This is a genomic window from Roseateles flavus (assembly GCF_039872765.1).
Classification (GTDB): Bacteria; Pseudomonadota; Gammaproteobacteria; order Burkholderiales; family Burkholderiaceae_C; genus Roseateles_B; species Roseateles_B flavus.
On sequence record NZ_JBDPZC010000005.1, the window covers coordinates 226,295 to 243,277 of the forward strand.

13 protein-coding genes are annotated in these 16,983 nt (G+C 66.3%); all 13 read right to left on the minus strand.

What is annotated here, in order from left to right; all coding sequences use genetic code 11:
* Positions 1-60 precede the first annotated feature (60 nt).
* On the minus strand, positions 61-1,290 hold the full coding sequence (locus tag ABDJ40_RS12600; RefSeq protein ID WP_347610153.1) for a glycosyltransferase family 4 protein: 1,230 nt from the start codon (positions 1,288-1,290) through the stop codon (positions 61-63).
* Positions 1,291-1,353: 63 nt separating this feature from the next.
* On the minus strand, positions 1,354-2,583 hold the full coding sequence (locus ABDJ40_RS12605) for a TIGR04063 family PEP-CTERM/XrtA system glycosyltransferase (protein ID WP_347610155.1): 1,230 nt from the start codon (positions 2,581-2,583) through the stop codon (positions 1,354-1,356).
* A gap of 1 nt (position 2,584) precedes the next feature.
* The gene (locus ABDJ40_RS12610; protein ID WP_347610157.1) at positions 2,585-4,555 is read right to left on the minus strand and encodes an XrtA/PEP-CTERM system amidotransferase; all 1,971 of its coding nucleotides are present in this window, start codon (positions 4,553-4,555) and stop codon (positions 2,585-2,587) included.
* 156 nt (positions 4,556-4,711) lie between these two features.
* The gene (locus ABDJ40_RS12615; protein ID WP_347610159.1) at positions 4,712-5,992 is read right to left on the minus strand and encodes a nucleotide sugar dehydrogenase; all 1,281 of its coding nucleotides are present in this window, start codon (positions 5,990-5,992) and stop codon (positions 4,712-4,714) included.
* Positions 5,993-6,032: 40 nt separating this feature from the next.
* Positions 6,033-7,607 (minus strand): exosortase A, encoded by a 1,575-nt coding sequence (gene xrtA / locus ABDJ40_RS12620; protein ID WP_347610161.1) that lies wholly within the window; start codon positions 7,605-7,607, stop codon positions 6,033-6,035.
* On the minus strand, positions 7,601-8,809 hold the full coding sequence (locus ABDJ40_RS12625) for a TIGR03087 family PEP-CTERM/XrtA system glycosyltransferase (protein WP_347610163.1): 1,209 nt from the start codon (positions 8,807-8,809) through the stop codon (positions 7,601-7,603). The genes xrtA and ABDJ40_RS12625 overlap by 7 nt, the downstream gene beginning before the upstream one ends.
* A gap of 160 nt (positions 8,810-8,969) precedes the next feature.
* Positions 8,970-9,830, minus strand: coding sequence for an XrtA system polysaccharide deacetylase (locus ABDJ40_RS12630; protein ID WP_347610165.1), 861 nt, complete (start codon positions 9,828-9,830; stop codon positions 8,970-8,972).
* Positions 9,827-10,936: an XrtA/PEP-CTERM system-associated ATPase gene (locus tag ABDJ40_RS12635; RefSeq protein WP_347610167.1), complete on the minus strand. Its 1,110-nt coding sequence runs from the start codon at positions 10,934-10,936 to the stop codon at positions 9,827-9,829. The genes ABDJ40_RS12630 and ABDJ40_RS12635 overlap by 4 nt, the downstream gene beginning before the upstream one ends.
* Before the next feature lie 4 nt (positions 10,937-10,940).
* Positions 10,941-12,491 (minus strand): TIGR03016 family PEP-CTERM system-associated outer membrane protein, encoded by a 1,551-nt coding sequence (locus tag ABDJ40_RS12640; RefSeq protein WP_347610169.1) that lies wholly within the window; start codon positions 12,489-12,491, stop codon positions 10,941-10,943.
* The gene (locus tag ABDJ40_RS12645; protein ID WP_347610171.1) at positions 12,481-13,521 is read right to left on the minus strand and encodes an XrtA-associated tyrosine autokinase; all 1,041 of its coding nucleotides are present in this window, start codon (positions 13,519-13,521) and stop codon (positions 12,481-12,483) included. Before ABDJ40_RS12645 ends, ABDJ40_RS12640 begins: the two co-directional genes overlap by 11 nt.
* A gap of 2 nt (positions 13,522-13,523) precedes the next feature.
* Positions 13,524-15,098, minus strand: coding sequence for an XrtA system polysaccharide chain length determinant (locus ABDJ40_RS12650; RefSeq protein ID WP_347610173.1), 1,575 nt, complete (start codon positions 15,096-15,098; stop codon positions 13,524-13,526).
* Positions 15,099-15,198: 100 nt separating this feature from the next.
* Positions 15,199-15,825, minus strand: coding sequence for an XrtA/PEP-CTERM system exopolysaccharide export protein (locus ABDJ40_RS12655; RefSeq protein WP_269632682.1), 627 nt, complete (start codon positions 15,823-15,825; stop codon positions 15,199-15,201).
* Positions 15,826-16,071: 246 nt separating this feature from the next.
* Positions 16,072-16,947: a ThiF family adenylyltransferase gene (locus ABDJ40_RS12660; protein ID WP_347610176.1), complete on the minus strand. Its 876-nt coding sequence runs from the start codon at positions 16,945-16,947 to the stop codon at positions 16,072-16,074.
* Positions 16,948-16,983 lie beyond the last annotated feature (36 nt).

Consider the following 16,983-nt stretch of genomic DNA (forward strand, 5'->3'; position numbering starts at 1 on the left):
TCGAGGTGGAGGGCGGCATCAGGAGAGGCCGGCGCGGCGCGCCGGGCGCAATCATGACCATCATGGGGTGCTCCGTGCAGAGGATCTGGCCGCATGTGCCTCCACCAGACGGTGGAACAGCTGGTACTGCTGCTCGCTGGTGGCGTCCCAGGAAAAGTCCTCAGCATAGCGGCGGACGGCCTCGCGCCCGGGGTGGGATTGCCACAGGGAGGCCACGGCCGCCGCGATGCCCTCGCCGTCGCGCGAGGCGACCAGGCGCCCGGCGATGTCGTTCTGCACCACCTCGGGCGAGCCGCCCACCGGCGTGGCCACCACGGGCGCACCGCAGGCCATGGCTTCCAGCAGCACATTGGCCCAGCCTTCACGGCTGGAGGCCAGGAGCAGCATGTCTGCGGCGCTGTACCAGCGCAGCAGCTCGGCATTGGGCAGGGCCCCGGTCATGCGGACCTTGTCCTGCAGACCCAGGCGCTGGATGGTGGCTTCGATGCGCGGCCGGTCCGCGCCCTCCCCGATGATGACCAGCCGCGCCTGGGGGAACTGGGGCAGCAGCCGAGCCAGGGCCTCGACGCACAGGTCATGCCCCTTGAGCGGCACCAGGTGCCCCACCGACAGCATCAACGGACCGCCCTCCAGGCCCAGCTCCTGGCGCATTTGTGCCTGGTCCAGGGGCCGGAAGCGCTGCAGGTCCACGCCGTTGCGGAACACATGGAGCTTGTCGCGCGGCTCGCCCAGCTCATGCAGGCGTTCCATCAGGTCGGCACAGACGCCGATGGAGGCGTCCGCCTGCCGCGCGGCGCCCTGGATCAGCTTGCGCGGCCAGGGGAAGGTCGGGAACAGATTGAGGTCCGAGCCGCGAGCGGTGATGGTCAGCGGCTTGTCGAAGTGCCGGGCCAGCCAGGCAGCAGCCACGCCATCGGGGTAGTAGTAGTGGGCGTCGATGACATCGAATGCCAGCCCCTCCTTCATCCACTGGCGGATGGCCAGGGCCGAGCGCAGGGCCAGCAGGTGCGGAGCCACATTCATGCCCACCTTGGGCGGCAGCAGGTAGCGCGGATAGCGGACCTCGATGCCGTTGTGCACGGCCTGGCGCGGCGTAGCCGCCATCTTGGCCCAGGCCCCCCAGCGCGGATTCGAGGAGGGAAACCAGGGCACCGGCGCCAGCACCTTGGCCTGCACCTTGCCCGCCTTCAGCAGCTCGCGCAGGCGAGTCTCCACGAAGATGCCATGCCCCGGGCGGCTGGGGCTGGGATACAGCGTGGAAAACAGCAGCGTGCGGAGGGGACGGTCCATGCGGGCAGGTGCGAGGGGGCGAAGCCGGGGGAGATACCGGGGGCGATGCGATCGTCGGCAGCTTCAGGCCACGGAGCGGCCCAGCAGGCGTTCGTAGACCGGCACGTAATTGGCCGCGCTGTTGCGCCAGTTGCGCACATCCTCGACGAAGCGACGGCCGTTGGCCTGCACGCGCGGCCAGTCGGCCGGGGCCGACAGCACGCGCATCACCACATCGGCCAGAGACTGGCGGTCGCCTGCCTTGAACAGGTGGCCCGTCTGCCCGTCCTCGATGAGCTCCTTGTGGCCGCCCACATCCGAGGCGACCAGCAGGCGCCCCTGGGCCATGGCCTCCAGCGGCTTGAGCGGCGTCACCAGCTCGGTCAAGCGCATGGGATGGCGGGGGAACACCAGCACATCGATCAGGTCGTAGTAGCGCTGGACCTGGGCATGCGGCACGCGCCCGGTGAAGACCACCTTGTCGGCCAGGCCCAGGGCCTGGCACTGCGCCTTCAGGGCGGCATCCTGCGGGCCGCCGCCGACCAGCAGCAGGCGCACGCTGGGGTCCCGCTGCAGCATCTGAGGCAGCGCGTCCAGCAGCAAGTCCAGGCCTTCGTAGGCATAGAAGGAGCCGATGAAGCCCAGCACCTTGGCCCCCTGCAGGCCCAGCTGCGCCTGCAGGTCCGGGTCCGGCTGACCGCCGGGTTCGAAGCTCGCTATGTCCACCGCGTTCGGGATGACGCTGACCTTGGACGCGGGAATGCCGCGCCCCAGGATGTCGCTTCGCAGCCCCTCGCAGATGGTGAAGACATGGTCCACGCGGCGCATGGCACGAGTCTCCAGGGCCCGCGTGGCCTTGTAGCGCAGGCTGCCCTCGGTGGTGGTGCCGTGGTCGACCGCGGCGTCCTCCCAGAAGGCCCGGATCTCGTAGACCACCGGCAGGCCGGCACGCCGCGCGGCGCTTGCCGCCGGCAAGGCATTCAGCACGGGGGAATGCGCATGGAGGATGTGGGGGCGGTGTTCCTGGATCAGGGTGTCGATGCGGCGTTCGAGCGCGCGCATCAGCTGCATCTCCTTGATCACCGGCAGGCCGCTGGCTTCGGCCAGCGGGGTGCGGTGGAAGGTCCAGTGATCGACCTGCTCCTGCAGCGCTCCATCGTGGCGGCCCGAGCTCTGCTCGTGCTTGGGGCTGGTGACATGCAGGGTCTCCCAGCCCAGCTTGCGCTGCTCGCGCAGCAGCGAGGCCGTGCGGAAGGTGTAGCCGCTGTGCAGCGGCAGGGAGTGGTCGAGGATGTGGAGGACGCGGACGGTCATATCAGGAGGCGGCAGACGGGGTGGCGAGGGCCGGCACGGCCTTGCTGGCGATGGCATGGTCGGGCACCACCGGATGGGGGCCATCGACCACGACGCGCAGGAAGGCCTCGAACATGGTCAAGGACCACAGGGCCGTGCTGTGGTCGGCCCGGCCGGACTGGTGCTGGTCGACGAGATCCCGCAGGCAGTCGGGATTGAACCAGCCGGTGTCGGCCAGGCGCGGCCCCAGCACGGACTCACGCACCTTGTCCTTCAAGGGCCCGCGGAACCAGTTGGCCAGGGGCACGGAGAAGCCCATCTTGGGCCGGTACAGCACCTCGTGCGGCAGCTGGCTTTCCATGCTCTTCTTGAGCAGGTACTTGCCCTCCTGGCCGTGCAGCTTGAGCGAGGAGGGCAGCGTGGCCAGCCATTCCAGCAGCTCGTGGTCCATCAGCGGCTCGCGCACTTCCAGCGAGTGGGCCATGCTGGCGCGGTCCACCTTGGTGTTGATGTCGCCGACGAGGTAGGTCTTGGTGTCCAGGTACTGGATGAGGGCCAGCTGGTCGTCGGTATTGGCGTTCTGTGCGTGGCGGTGGAAGACCTGGTCCGCGCTGTAGCCGGCCAGGGCCTGGCGCATCGCGGGGCTGAACAGGCGCTGGCGCAGCGGGGCCTTGTTCTGGGACACCGAATGGCAGTAGGCGCTGACCGGGTCCATGGCCATGCCCTGGAAGGTGGTCTTGGCGCGCAGAAAACGCGGCGCCCAGTCCAGCTTGGGATAGGCGCGCCCCAGCGCAGCGAAGACCCTCTGCCCCATGCGGCCGGGCAGCATGCCGCGCAGGCCGGACTCCAGCATGTGCAGCTTGTAGCGGCGATAGCCGCCGAAGGCCTCGTCCCCGCCATCACCGGACAGGGCCACGGTGACATGGCGGCGGGCCATCTCACAGACGCGGTAGGTGGGGACGGCGGAACTGTCGGCGTAGGGCTCGTCGTAGAGCCGGGCCAGAGTGTCCACGAGGTCGAAGTCATTGCTGCCCACGGTGTGGCAGACATGGGCCGTGCCATGGCGCTGGGCGACCATGGCGGCGAACTCGGACTCGTTGAAGCGCGGGTCGTCGAATGCAATGGCACAGGTGCGCACCGGCTGGTCCGACAGGCCAGCCATGGTGGCCACCACCGCGCTGGAGTCGACCCCGCCGGACAGGAAGGCGCCCAGCGGCACCTCGGCGATCATGCGCAGGCGCACGGACTCGCGCAGACGCTCCAGCAGCTCGGCCTGGGCATCGGCCAGGCTGATGGGGTTGTCCAGCGTGTAGCGCAGATCCCAGAAGGGCTTGGACGCCGGAATCGGCACACCGCGCTGGATGCGCAGGGTGTGGCCCATGTCCAGCTTGTGGATGCCCTTGAAGATGGTGCGCGGCTCGGGCACGTAGCCGAAGGCAAAGTACTCCTCCACCGCCTGCGGCTCGATCTCGCGCCGCAGCTGCGGATGGGCCAGCAGGGACTTCAGCTCGGAGCCGAAGAGCAGCAGGCCGTCGTCCAGCACCGTCCAGTACAGGGGTTTGACGCCCAGGCGGTCACGCGCCATGAACAGGCACTGCTGCTTGCGATCCCAGATCACGAAGGCGAACATGCCACGCAGGCGGTCCACGCAGCGCTCACCCCAGCTCTCCCAGGCGTGAACAATGACTTCGGTGTCGCTGCGGGTGTGGAACTGGTGACCCAGGGCCTGCAGCTCGGGGATGAGTTCCTGGTAGTTGTAGATCTCGCCATTGAAGACGATGGCAACGCTGCGGTCCGCGTTGAACAGCGGCTGCTGACCCGTGGCGATGTCGATGATGGACAGGCGGCGGTGGCCGAAGCCCAGGCCGGGTTCCAGGTAGAGGTCGCCCTCGTCCGGACCGCGGTGGTGCTGGGAGTCGTTCATGCGACGCAGCACGGCGCCGTCGATGGCGCGCGCCTGGCGGGTGTCAAAAATGCCGGTGATGCCGCACATGGTCTGCCTTCAATCCGCAATGCCCCGACCGGGCCAAGGCCCTGGTCTGGCCTGGTCCGGAAACAAGCTTGCCGAGCAAGCTCGGCAAGCAATCTTCACAATCATGGGCGGCGGCCCTGCGCCGGGTCTCAGGCCCGGCCGGAGCCGCCTCGGAGATCACAGGCGCCAGACCCGATAGCCCGCCGCCTTCAGGGCCGCTTCGTCGAAGGCGGCCTTCACGTCGACGAAAGCACCGCCCGCCACCAGCTTCTCGCCCAACTGCGCCACGCTGAGGCTGGCGAATTCACGGTGCGACACGGCAGCCACGATGGCGTCGGCCTTGGGCAGCTCGTTCCAGGGCGTCAGGCTCACGCCGTACTCGTGCTCGGCCTCGGCCGACTCGGCCTGGGGATCGGTCACGATCACGTCCACACCGTAGGTCTTGAGCTCGTTGATGATGTCGATCACCTTGGAGTTGCGCAGGTCGCCGCAGTTCTCCTTGAAGGTCAGACCCAGCACATTGACCTTGGAACCCTTGATGTGCGAGCCGCTGGCGATCATCTGCTTGATGGTCTGCTCGGCGATGAACTTGCCCATGCTGTCGTTGATGCGACGGCCGGCCAGGATGACCTGCGGGTGGTAGCCCAGCATGTCGGCCTTGTGGGTCAGGTAGTAGGGGTCCACGCCGATGCAGTGGCCACCCACCAGGCCCGGCTTGAACTTCAGGAAGTTCCACTTGGTGCCGGCGGCTTCCAGCACTTCACTGGTGTCGATGCCGATCTTGTCGAAGATGATGGCCAGCTCGTTCATCAGCGCGATGTTGAGGTCACGCTGCGTGTTCTCGATGACCTTGGCCGCCTCGGCGGTCTTGATGCTGGAAGCGCGATGCACGCCCGGCACGATGATCATCTCGTAGAGCTTGGCCACACGATCCAGGGTCTCGGGCGTGTCGCCGGAGACGATCTTCAGGATCTTGGTGAGGGTGTGTTCCTTGTCGCCCGGGTTGATGCGCTCGGGGCTGTAGCCCACGAAAAAGTCCTGCTTCCACTTCATGCCGGATTCACGCTCCAGCACGGGGATGCAGACCTCTTCGGTGGCACCGGGGTACACGGTGCTCTCATAGACCACGATGGCGCCCTTCTTCATGTGGCGGCCGGCGCTGGTCGAGGAACCGATCAGGGGCTTGAAGTCGGGGATGTGGGCCTCGTCCACGGGCGTGGGGACGGCGACGATGATGATGTCGGCCTCACCCAGCATGGCGGGATCCGAGGTGTAGACCGCGTGCTTGGCGGCCTGCACCTGTTCGTCCGTCAGTTCGCGCGACGGGTCGGTCCCGCGCTTGCAGGCGTCCACCTTGCCCTGGTGGATGTCAAAACCGATGGTCTTGATCTGCTTACCGAATTCCACGACGAGCGGCAGGCCCACATAGCCCAGACCGATCACTGCCAAAGTCGTCATACAAATACCTTTCTGAAGATTCTCGAATTATGGCCAGTCCTCAGCGCTGAGACTGTGACTGCAGGTAGCCTTGAATCACGGGGGTCAAGGTTGGCAGAAGCTCTGCCAGGGCCGAGCCCCCCTCCTCCGCTTGCGGTGCATAGATGAACACGGCGGCCGCGTTGTCCACGCGCCCTCCCAGCAGGCACCAGGCCGTGAACAGACGGGCGCGCACCGAGGAATTGGTGAAATGGCCGTCCACCCAGTGCGTCTGCATCACCTGCAGCGCCTCGCGCGTGCCGGTCACGTGCATGCGCTGCCGCAGCTGGGCAGCACGCCAGATGCCCGACGCCGGGCCGGCCTCGGCCGCGGCTTGCTCCACCCAGTCGTCCTTGAAGCCGGCCAGCCGGTTCTCCGAATTCATCACTTTGCGTTCTTCGTCCTGCCCCCGGTAGAACATCACCCAGATGCAGAAGGAACGCCCGTCCTTCTGATAGCAGGACTGCTGCCGAGCGCTTTCGCCGCCATAGGCTGGCTTCCAGCCACCCTGCGTCGAGCCCTCGACCAGGTGCCAGCCCTGGGACTCGAGATCCAGGGGTGCCAGCGCGACGGGCGCATCTGCGCCCGGCAGATGCTCGACGTGGTAGGCCCAGGCGGCCGGCAGGGCCAGCAGCACCAGGGCCAGGGCCGTCTGGAGCCAGGGCGCACGAGCACCCTGCGCCTGGGCAGGCACCTCAGGCTGCGGCTCGACCAGTGGCGCATCGACATAGCGGATGCCCACCATGTACAGCAGGGTCATCACCAGGCCGAAGAAGATCCAGCCATAGATGATGTGATCCACGCCCGTGGCCAGCTCATTGCCGGACAGGTGGCCGATCATCACGATCATGTAGGCCCGCAGCCAGTTGGCGATGAGAGGCACCACCAGCGACACCGCCACGAAGATCCAGCGGCGCCAGGCGCTGCGGTAGTTGATGTACGCGAACAGCGTGCCCACCATGAAGGAGGCAATCAGGTAGCGAATCCCGCTGCAGGCCTCCACCACCGACCAGTGCCCGCTGGGAATGACGAACTCCAGGCCTTCGCGGTACACCGGAATGCCAGTGGCCCGCAGGGCAGCCACGGTGAAGTCCGCCGTGGAGTTCATCAGCGTGGGCAGCAGGAATTCACCGAAGGGCACGGCAAAGAAGCTGAAGCTCAGTGGGAAGAGCAGGCGCAGGGCAACGGCCCGGCCGAAGACCAGGGGCACCAGCAGCACCAGCAGCGCCACGATGGCGAAATGCTCGGCCGCATTCACGTGGGCCAGGCGCACCACCAGCCAGGCCGGCAGCAGCAGGGCCAGACCCAGCAGGGCCGGCCACCAGGGGCGCGGCGTCAGCACCAGGCAGTCATAGCGCCGGCGCCAGGCCAGCCACAGCACCGCCGGGAAGACCAGGTAGCCGTGGGCAAAGGTGTCCGAGCGCGACCAGATGCCCACCATGGACTCGAAGGACGGCCACAGCAGGCCGACGGCGGCCACGGTGCACAGCAGCCAGGCCAGCAGCGCCGAGCGCCAGCTGGCCCGCAGGCTGTCAGGCAGGCTGCGCCAGAAGCTACGGGTGTCGTGGACCCAGTCCTGCAGCAATTCCTTCAGCATGCGCCCCCCATGGCCCGGTCCAGGGCACCGTCGATGGCCGACAAGTGTGCATCCCAGCTGTAGTGATCCAGCACATAGCGGCGTGCGGCCAGCCCGACGCGCCGCGACTGCTCGCGATCCGCCAGCACGGTCTCGAGCGCGTCCAGGTATTCCTCGGCCGTCTCGGCTTCGTACAGGGCGTCACCATGCAGGGCCCCGATCACCTGCGCACAGCCGCGCGCCGAGACCACGGCCTTGCACATGGACATGGCCTCCAGCACCTTGTTCTGCACGCCACGGGCGAGACGCAACGGGGCGACGACAGCATCGGCATGCTGCAGATAGGGCCGCACGTCGGGCACCGTGCCGGTCACGCGCACCTGCGGCCCGGCCAGGGCCTGCACGGCTGGCGTGGGACTGCGTCCGACGATGTGGAACTGCGCCTGAGGATGCCTTTGCAGCACCGCCGGCAACACCGCCTCGGCAAACCAGGACACCGCATCCACATTCGGCCAATAGTCCATCGCGCCGGTGAACACCAGATGCGGCCCCGGGCCGGAGAAGGGACTCGCGCTGTCCTGCTGCGGCTGGAAAAAGTCGCTGTCGACCCCATTGCACAGGGCCTGGATCTTGGCATCCAGCCCGGGCGCCAGGCCCAGGAACAGCTGCCGTTCCGGCTCGGTGACCAAATAGCTCATCCGGGCAGCGCCGACGATGCGGCGCTCGTAGTCCAGCAGCGTGCGCCCTTCGCGGCCATAGACCCAGGACATGGGCCAGCGATGCGCACGGGCATAGCCCACCCATTTCTGCGAGTCCACGTCGATCAGGTCGACCAGCATGGGCAGGGGCAGATCCAGGGCGTACTGGGCCATGGTGGACGAGAAGACGATGCTGGCATCGAGTGCCTGTTCCTTCAGGCAGCGCTGCACCCAGGCACTCATCGCGGCATCCCGGTAGTAGGGCAGGCCCAGGGGCTCGCCGCTGAGCAGGCCCTTGAGGCTGCGCAGCTTGCCGAGCCGGGGGTTCAGCGGCAGGGCGCAGACATCGGCACAGACGCTGCGCAGCTTGTCCAGGTACTGCCAGTCCTCCGGGTCATCGACAAAGGTGCCCAGGAACACGCGGTGGCGCTGCGCCAGGTGCTTCAGCAGATGCCAGGACCGGACCTTGTCGCCCTTGTTGGGTGGGTACGGCAGGCGGTGGACGAGGTAGAGGATGTTGGCCATCTCAAGCCCTCACCGGCCTGGCACGGCGTGCCGGCGTCACCTGCCATCGCGTGGACGCCTCGGAGCGACCGACGTCCGGACGCCTGCATGCCGTGCGCACACGCCCATCCCGGACCTGAGCCATGGACACCAGGCCTTGGATTACCAACTCGAATGACATTCAGTGCTGACCCGCTGCTTGAGCCGTCAATCGAGGTTTGAGGAAAACCTCGTCCATGCGGCCCCATTTGAAATCTTTCAACAGACGGGCAATCCGCCCCTCCGTGCGCGAAAGATTTACATAGTGGCGAAAGCGGGATTTCGCATCAATCCCCTGAACGCGCGGCTGATCAGGGTCGATTTCCCAGGGATGGAAATAGAACACCGCCGACTGCGCCTCATGGGCGTTGACGCGCTCCAGCATCCAGCGCGACAGGCCATAGGGAAACAATCTGAAATAGCCGCCGCCGCTGCTGGGCAGATTGCGCTCGAACAGGCGCAACGTGGTAATCGGAATCTCGAGGAGGCCCTCGCGAACGAAATACGGCGTCCGCGGTGAATCCGGCATGCCGTAATGATCGTGGGCAATCGGATAGACGCTCGAGCTGTACTGGTGGCCGGTCTCCCGCAATACATCAAAGGCCCAGAGATTGCCCTTGCCGATCGAGAAACTCGGGGCCCGATAGCCCAGGATCGGCAGGCCGCCCAGGTCTTCCAGCACCTTCTTGGCGCGGCTGAGATCCTCGCGGAAGGCCTCAGGACTCAGGTCGCTCGCGCGTTCATGGCCGTAGCCGTGGCTGGCCAGTTCGTGCCCCGCAGCGACAATGCGCCGAACGAGTGCCGGGTAGCGCTCGGCAATCCAGCCCAGGGTGAAGAAGGTCGCCCGCGTGTCATGGGCGGCGAGCAGCTCCAGGATGCGGTCGACGTTGCGCTCGACCCGGCATTCAAGCTCGTTCCAGCGCTCCCGGCGGATGTAGGGCGCAAAGGCGGAGACCTGGAAGTAGTCCTCTACGTCGATGGTCATGGCGTTGACCGGCTTCATGGCTCCGTCCCTTCCCGTCTTTCCTTGATGCTGGCGGCGTCGACCAGCTTCTGCAACAGGGCCAGCGTCTGCAGGTTGATGCGCTCCAGGCGCATGAGGCTGCGTTCCAGGCGCTGCAGGCGGTCCGTGTGGTGGTCCTGGGCCAGGTTCAGGATCTGGGCGGACATGCCCTGCCCCGTCCCTGGCGGCAGCTGGATCTGGCCGATGTCGATGTCCAGGCCGATTTGCCCCAGGTGCGCGGCCGGCAACGAAGCCGGACCCGTGGCCAGGGCCGCATGCGCAGAGTCAGGAATGGCGGCTTCGTCCCGGATGTCCTTGACGACTTCATCGACGTCCGCCTGCGTCAGCAACATGCGGCCGGCCATGAAGCCCAGCAGCAACAGGCGATCGCACAGACTGTTGATCCGGCGCGGAATGCCGCGCGAGGCCTTGTGGATGGCGCTGAAGGCGGCGGGCTCGAAGCTGGGATTGCCGGTGCTGCCCGCGCACTTGAGACGATGCTCGATGTAGCGCTGTGTCTCTTCCTCGTCCAGCGGGCCGATGTGGCATGTGGCCGCCACGCGCTGGCGGAACTGCTCCATCTCCGGCCGCTGCAGGATGGCGCGAAACTCGGGCTGACCGACCAGGAAGGTCTGCAGCAGCGACTGGTTGCCGTACTGGAAGTTGGAGAGCATGCGCAGCTCCTCGACGGCGCGAGCGCTGAGGTTCTGCGCCTCGTCCACCACCAGCAGGCAGCGCTTGCCCTGGGCCGCCTGGCTCACCAGGAAGGCCTCCAGGGCCATCAGCAGCTCGGACTTGGGCAGGTCCTTGACCCGCACGCCAAAGGCAGCACCGACCAGGCGCAGCGTGTCCTCGGCGTCAAGCTGCGTGGTCACCAGGTTGCCGATGACGGTATTGCTGCGGTTCAGGCTGTCCAGCAGGCCGCGCAGCAGCGTGGTCTTGCCTGCCCCCACCTCGCCGGTGATGACGATGAAGCCGTCATTGCGCAGCACGCCGTAGTCCAGATAGGCCTTGGCGCGCCTGTGCTGCTTGCTGCCGAAATAGAAATTGGGATCCGGGCTGAGCTGGAACGGCTTGCTCGTCAGCCCGTAAAAAGCTTCATACATGGAACTAGAACAATTGCTGCAGAGTGCCGGTCACGGCGTTCTCCACATAGGGCTGCAAAGGGCTTTCCATCTCGGCCCGGCGGACGCTGAACGACAGCGTCCGGTCCCGAGGCAGACGCATGCTCAGCGCCGCACTGAGCGTGCGCAGGTGCGTGCTGTTCACCTTGGCCTGTTCGGTGCGGGTGCGCTGGTCGGTGTAGCCCAGCGACAGGCTGCTCATGGGCGTCAGGCGATGCGATACGGCCACGACCCCACCCTGCTGCGAGATGCGGTCGCCGAGGCCGAAGTCATCGCCCGGCAGGCTCACCGCGCCCAGACGCTGGTTGCGGGTGTGTGCCAGCGAGACACTCACCGTGGTGCGCAGGCCTTGCCACAGCAAGCCCAGTTGCTGCGAGCGCGACAAGCTGACCGCCGAGCTGAGGAAGCCCGGCGCCGACACCGCATCCGGCGAGAGGCCGCTGGCCCTCAAGGTTGCGAGCACCAGCTCCCGCCGCTTGTCGGCGTCGGGTTCCAGTGATGCCAGCATCTGGAACAGCAGGTCGTAGTTGGTCCGCGTGCCCAGCCCCCCCTGCACGCCGGGCGGGGACACCTGCTGGATGTCGGAAACCCGCAAGGACAGCCGTGCCAGCCGGTGTTCAAAAGCCAGGCTGTGGGTATTGCCATAGGAGCGGCGGTCTGCGGCCAGGGAGGCCGTGGTCCGCGGCGAAGGCCGCCATGTCAGCTGGACGCCGTAGGCCGGCTTGCGTTCCTTGGCCTCGCTGGTGAAGTTGTTGGAGTCGGTGCCGAAATTGACGCTGGCCTCCCAGTCGGGGTCCGGGCGATAGGTCAGCATGCCGATCAGGCGATCGCTGGCCACCCGTCGCCCGACTCGCGGCTGGGTGGACTGGACGTCGGCCATGACCTGCCAGCCCAGCAGCGTGCCGGCACGTGACGGCCGCAGCACGGCACCCGCGGCATAGCCGCTGTTGTCGCCGAGATTGGTGTCCTTGGCCCGGTTGAGCGTCAGGTTGACCTGTGACTCCAGGATCGCGGTATCACCCAGGCGCAGGCGCAGGCCCGGCATCACGCTGAGGTTGGCCACCTGGGTCGCATTCGGGTTGGGCAGATTGGGGTCCACGCTGCGCGGCCCGAGCGCGCTGAGGTTCTGCTGCGAGATGGTGGCCGCCGCCTGCACGAACATGGAGCCGTCGGCGGGCGCCCAGCGCAGCTGGGAGCTGAGCCGGTGGTAGACGCGATCCGGCTCCGGGGACTTCATGTAGTAGTTCCCGTTCAGCGAGTAGTCCAGATTGCCATTGAGCTCCAGGCCACGCGCCCGCAAGGACAGCCCCGGCGCCAGGGTGGTGACCAGGGCGGCATCCGGCGCATTGCTTGAGAGCTTGAGGTTGCTGGTGTAGCCCTGGGAGACCAGGACTCGCGGCTCCAGCGTGATCTGGCGCCGGCTCGCAGCACTGGTGCCCTCGGCGGCTTCCTGTGCACTGGCCGGCCCCAGCAGCCCGGCTGCCATGCAGACCCCCAGCACCAGCGGCGACGAGCGATCCAGCGTCTTAATGCTCATGTCCAGACACCTCGGCAGGCTGCAGGCTGGCAGAGGCGTCCGGCGACTCGCTGTGCTCGTAGCCGTAACCATAGCCATAGCCGTAGCCATAGCTGCCGTCGGCATCGACACGTGCCTGGTTCAGCAGCATCAGGCGGACGGGGCAGGACTCGATGGTGCTCAGGGCACGGCGGACCGCGGACTGCGGCGTGCTCTCGGCGTGCACCACCACCACGATCTGCCCCATCTGGGAGGCCAGCACGGCGGACTCGGTGGTCAGCAGCAAGGGCGGCGAATCAAAGATGATGATGCGGTCCGGATAGCGCCGGGCCATGTCGTCCAGCAGTTTGCGCATGGCATCGCTGGCCAGCAGCTCGGTCGCGCGGGCATGGGGCGTTCCGCTGGGCAAGACGGTCAGCTTGTCGATGCTGGTGCGCAGCAGTGCATCCGCCAGGTCCACGGATTCATCGAGGACATCAAGCAGGCCCGGGCCCGGAGGCAGGCCCAGCATGCGCAGCACGGAAGGGCGCGCCACGTCAGCATCCACAAGCATCACCGTGTGATCCAACTCGGCCGCGATGCTCATCGCCAGGTTGAGAGAGGTGAAGCTCTTGCCCTCGCCGGCCAGGGCGCTGGTGACCATGATCAGGTTGCCATGGTTGAGCATTTCCGCGCCACGTCCGGTGGCATTGCGGATCAGCGGACGCTTGATCACGCGGTATTGATCCGCCATGGGCGTCCGCGGGGCATTGGGCGTCACCAGACCCATGGCCGCCAGGGCTTCAAGATCCAGCTCGACACGCTTGGAGACGGCGGGCGCAGGCACGGACGCGCTGCGGGCCGCTGCCACGGCGCCACCCGAGGCGGTCGCGGACGATGCCACGGGAGCCCGCGGACCTGCCGTGACCGGCGCCGCCGGAAGGGGCGATGCCTGGTGGTCGCTGACCATGGGCGGAGGGACGGCGGGAGGCGTCAGCTGGTCGATGTCCACCCCGGCCTGCCGCAGCTGCTCGAGGCGCTGCGCCGCTTGTTCAATCAGACTGCCGGCCATGATCAAGCCCCCCGATTCGCAATGACGGCCATCGCTGCGATCCCGATGGCAAAACAGATGAACAGCAGGCTGCCCGCCGACCAGAAACGCAGCATGCTGCGCCGCGCTCGAGACGCCTCCGCCGGCGTATTGAGGCGGCCGACCACGCCTAGAACGGGCAGCTCGGTCACGTCACGCAGCTCGAGGGTGTCATGGAACACCGGGCGCAGCTGACTGGCGATGAAGGAGGTTCCCAGGCCAGCCGCCACCGACAGGCCCCAGGCCGCAGCCAACAGAACCAGGCGGTTGGGCGCCACGGGCTGGTTGGATGCGCGCGGCGGGTCGATCAGCCGGAAGTCGGCCACGCCGGACGCCACGTCCAGCTCGCCCGAAATGGCGGCCGATTCACGACGCGCCACCAGCTCTTCGTAATTCTTCTTGTGGACGGCGTAGTCACGGTTCAGCTGGGCCGCCTCGGCCTCCAGCTGCGGCGCGGTCTTGAGCGCCGACAGCGCCTGCTGATAGCGCGCCGAGTACTCCCCCACCCGCGCCTGCAACTGGGCCACCTGCACCTCGGTGGTGGCCAGCATGCGGGACAGGTCCTGTTGCACGGGGGTTCCCGTGCTGGCGCTGCCGGTGCCGAGGGAACCGCTGTTGTTGCGACGCATGTCGGCCAGCTCGCGCTTCTTCTGCTCTTCCAGATCCTTGATCAGCTTGCGGGTCTGGATGACGTCCGGGTGCTGGTCCGTGAAACGTTGCAGCAGCACGTCCAGATTGCGCTTCTGGGCGTCGATGCGGGCGTCCATCTCCGGCATGGCAAAGGCGGAAGGGTCCTGCAGAGCCGTCTGAGCCGCACTGTCCAGGCGGGCCCGTTCGGCGGCCAGCTGCTGCTTGGCCGCACTGCGCGCGTTCTCGGCTTCGCGCAGCTCCAGGCGCGCCCGGTCCAGCTGGTTGCTCAGCTCGCCCAGCCGCGAGGCCGCATCCTTGCCTTCGCTGGCGGTGAGCTCGAGATTGCGCAGGCGGAATTCCTTCAGTCGCGCTTCGGCCTCTTCCAGCTTGGCCTCGTAGTTCTTGATCTGCTCGTTGATGAAGGTGGTCGCCGTAGCCGTTTCCTTGCGGCTGGCGCCCAGGCTGGACTCGACGAAAATGGACACCAGCGACTGCACGACCCGCTTGGCGGTGTCGGGGTCCTTGTCGCGATAGGACAGCGTGTAGAGGTTGTCCTTGGCCGTGCTGCGGATGGACAGCTCGCGCGTCAGCATCTCGATCAACGCTTCCTGCTGGGCTTTGCTCTGGTTGCCCAGGTCCAGATCCGCCATGCGGACCAGCTTCTCCATGTTCGGACGGCTGATCAGCGTCCGGCTGAGCATCTGCACCTGCGTGTCCACGTTCGGCTGGACAGCCAGGCCGCTCATCAAAGGCTTGAGAATGGACTGCGTATCCACGTAGATGCGGGCGCTGGCCTCATAGCGATTGGGCAGCAGCAAGGCTGCCAGGACGCCCAGGCCCCCCACCAGCCAGGCTGCCAGAAGACCGGCCCAACGGTACTTCCACATGCGCCGACCCAACGTCAGCAACTGAGAGAATAACTGTTCCATTGTTGTCCGCTTGTCGGAAGCAATCAGCGGTGACCGCCTGCGCGACCACCGCCGTCAAGTTGCATGCCCGGCCTCGGAGAAACCAAGCCGGTCATGGGGCTTAGAAGAAGCTCTGGGGAATGATGAGGATGTCGCCAGGCCGCATCTCGACATTGGCGGACACGTCGCCCCGCTTGATCAAGTCCTTGAGGCGCACCGAATACTGCTTGTTGCCTTCCGACGAACGCAGGATGGTCGCCTCATTGCCCGCAGCGAAGTCCGTCAGCCCGCCCACGGCAATCATCACGTCCAGCAAGGTCATCTGCTGCTTGTAGGGAAGGAACTGAGGCTTGGCAGCTTCACCCACCACGCGGATCTGTTCGCTGTAGGGGCCGACAAAACTGGTCACGATCACGGTGACCACCGGATCACGGACATACTTGGACAGCTGCTTCTCGATGTCCCGTGCCACTTCCACGGGATTCTTGCCCTGGGCCACCAGTTCGTCGATCAGCGGCGTGGCGATCTTGCCGTCAGGGCGGACCGGCACCGTCATGGACAGCTCGGGGTTGCGCCACACGATGATGTTCAGGTTATCCCCGGCACCGATGATGTAGCTGTAATTGCCTTCACCCACCTTGGCAGGGGCCTGCGGATACTTGCCGGACGTGGCACAGGCACCGAGCAGGCTCAGAACCGCGCCGAGCGCGACAACGACGAACCCACGCAGGGCAAGGGCTTTGAACATAGAGCTGTCCTTCTTCGCTGATCTTCAGAAAGGGATGACTGAGCGCACTGCGGCCAGGCCAACGTACCCGGCAAGTCATCATGCCATAGGGGCGACGACAGCCCGCAAGCATTCCCGCGAGCCTCGTCGGCACCAGCGACCGCCAGCGTCCGTCGAGGGCCATTTTCCCAGGCGGAGATTGCACACCAGTCGCCGCGGCATGCCCATCCCTCGTATGAGTGCAGGACGCCAGGCACTCACAAGTGCTTACGAGTTTGTGCCGCGCAGCACTGGCCGAATAAACATCATCAGGAGTTTCTGCAAGGGATTGCCATTCCCTCCTGGGCGCCAGGTATAGCTGAGTTTCTGGCGGTAGGCATCAAACTGCATGGCCCAGGGTGCCGGACGCAGCTCACCCCGCCCCAGCAGCACCTTCAGCACGGAAGTTCCCATCACGCCAGCGCAAAGATCGCAGGCCATCATGGTCGACGGCCCCTTTCGCTCGGCAAAGTTGACAGCCAGCGGCTCCACCAGATAAGGCCGCTGCAGCATGGCTGGTGAAAGCCCGGCGATGAAACGGGCATATTGCTCCTGGCGAGGCTGGCCATCGACCTTGAAATACTCTTCGAAACTCATGGCGCCAGGCTTGAAATACAGCAGCGCCACTCCCATGCCCAGCGGGGCAGCCGTCAGCGCAGGAATGCCACGGCGCGCGCATTCAGCAAAAAGCAGGCGACGGGCATCGACGGCAAAGAAGTCGATGCCATCGACATAGACATCCACCCCGTCCAGGAAAGCCGCGACATTGGCCTCGTTGACGCCTTGCTCAAAGCAGCGAACGTCCGCCTCCGGGTTGATGCTTCGCACCATCTCAGCCATGACCTCAACCTTTGGCCTGCCGATCGTTTCCATGGAAGAACCGACCTGCCGATTGAAGTTGTGCACCTCGAATTCATCGAAGTCGGCCAGGCGGAAGCCGCCGATTCCCAGGCGCGCGAGCGTGAGGGCGTGCGCGCCCCCTACCCCGCCCTGCCCGGCAATCGCCACGGTGGATCGCCTCAACTTCTGCTGCTCGGCTTCCGTCACCCACCCGATATTTCGGGAAAAGGCCTTGCCGTAATCGAATCCGGACTGTTCTTGCATATGTTCTTCCCTGATCACCCCGCATGGGGCGCGTGC

Excerpts from the sequence above, each read along its gene's own strand:
- ABDJ40_RS12645 (WP_347610171.1), bottom strand. The coding sequence starts at position 13,521 with ATGGCCGGCAGTCTGATTGAACAAGCGGCGCAGCGCCTCGAGCAGCTG.
- ABDJ40_RS12640 (WP_347610169.1), bottom strand. The coding sequence starts at position 12,491 with ATGAGCATTAAGACGCTGGATCGCTCGTCGCCGCTGGTGCTGGGGGTC.
- ABDJ40_RS12630 (WP_347610165.1), bottom strand. The coding sequence starts at position 9,830 with ATGAAGCCGGTCAACGCCATGACCATCGACGTAGAGGACTACTTCCAG.
- ABDJ40_RS12635 (WP_347610167.1), bottom strand. The coding sequence starts at position 10,936 with ATGTATGAAGCTTTTTACGGGCTGACGAGCAAGCCGTTCCAGCTCAGC.
- ABDJ40_RS12605 (WP_347610155.1), bottom strand. The coding sequence starts at position 2,583 with ATGACCGTCCGCGTCCTCCACATCCTCGACCACTCCCTGCCGCTGCAC.
- ABDJ40_RS12650 (WP_347610173.1), bottom strand. The coding sequence starts at position 15,098 with ATGGAACAGTTATTCTCTCAGTTGCTGACGTTGGGTCGGCGCATGTGG.
- ABDJ40_RS12600 (WP_347610153.1), bottom strand. The coding sequence starts at position 1,290 with ATGGACCGTCCCCTCCGCACGCTGCTGTTTTCCACGCTGTATCCCAGC.
- ABDJ40_RS12655 (WP_269632682.1), bottom strand. The coding sequence starts at position 15,825 with ATGTTCAAAGCCCTTGCCCTGCGTGGGTTCGTCGTTGTCGCGCTCGGC.
- ABDJ40_RS12660 (WP_347610176.1), bottom strand. The coding sequence starts at position 16,947 with ATGCAAGAACAGTCCGGATTCGATTACGGCAAGGCCTTTTCCCGAAAT.
- ABDJ40_RS12615 (WP_347610159.1), bottom strand. The coding sequence starts at position 5,992 with ATGACGACTTTGGCAGTGATCGGTCTGGGCTATGTGGGCCTGCCGCTC.
- xrtA (WP_347610161.1), bottom strand. The coding sequence starts at position 7,607 with ATGCTGAAGGAATTGCTGCAGGACTGGGTCCACGACACCCGTAGCTTC.
- ABDJ40_RS12625 (WP_347610163.1), bottom strand. The coding sequence starts at position 8,809 with ATGGCCAACATCCTCTACCTCGTCCACCGCCTGCCGTACCCACCCAAC.
- ABDJ40_RS12610 (WP_347610157.1), bottom strand. The coding sequence starts at position 4,555 with ATGTGCGGCATCACCGGCATTTTTGACACCCGCCAGGCGCGCGCCATC.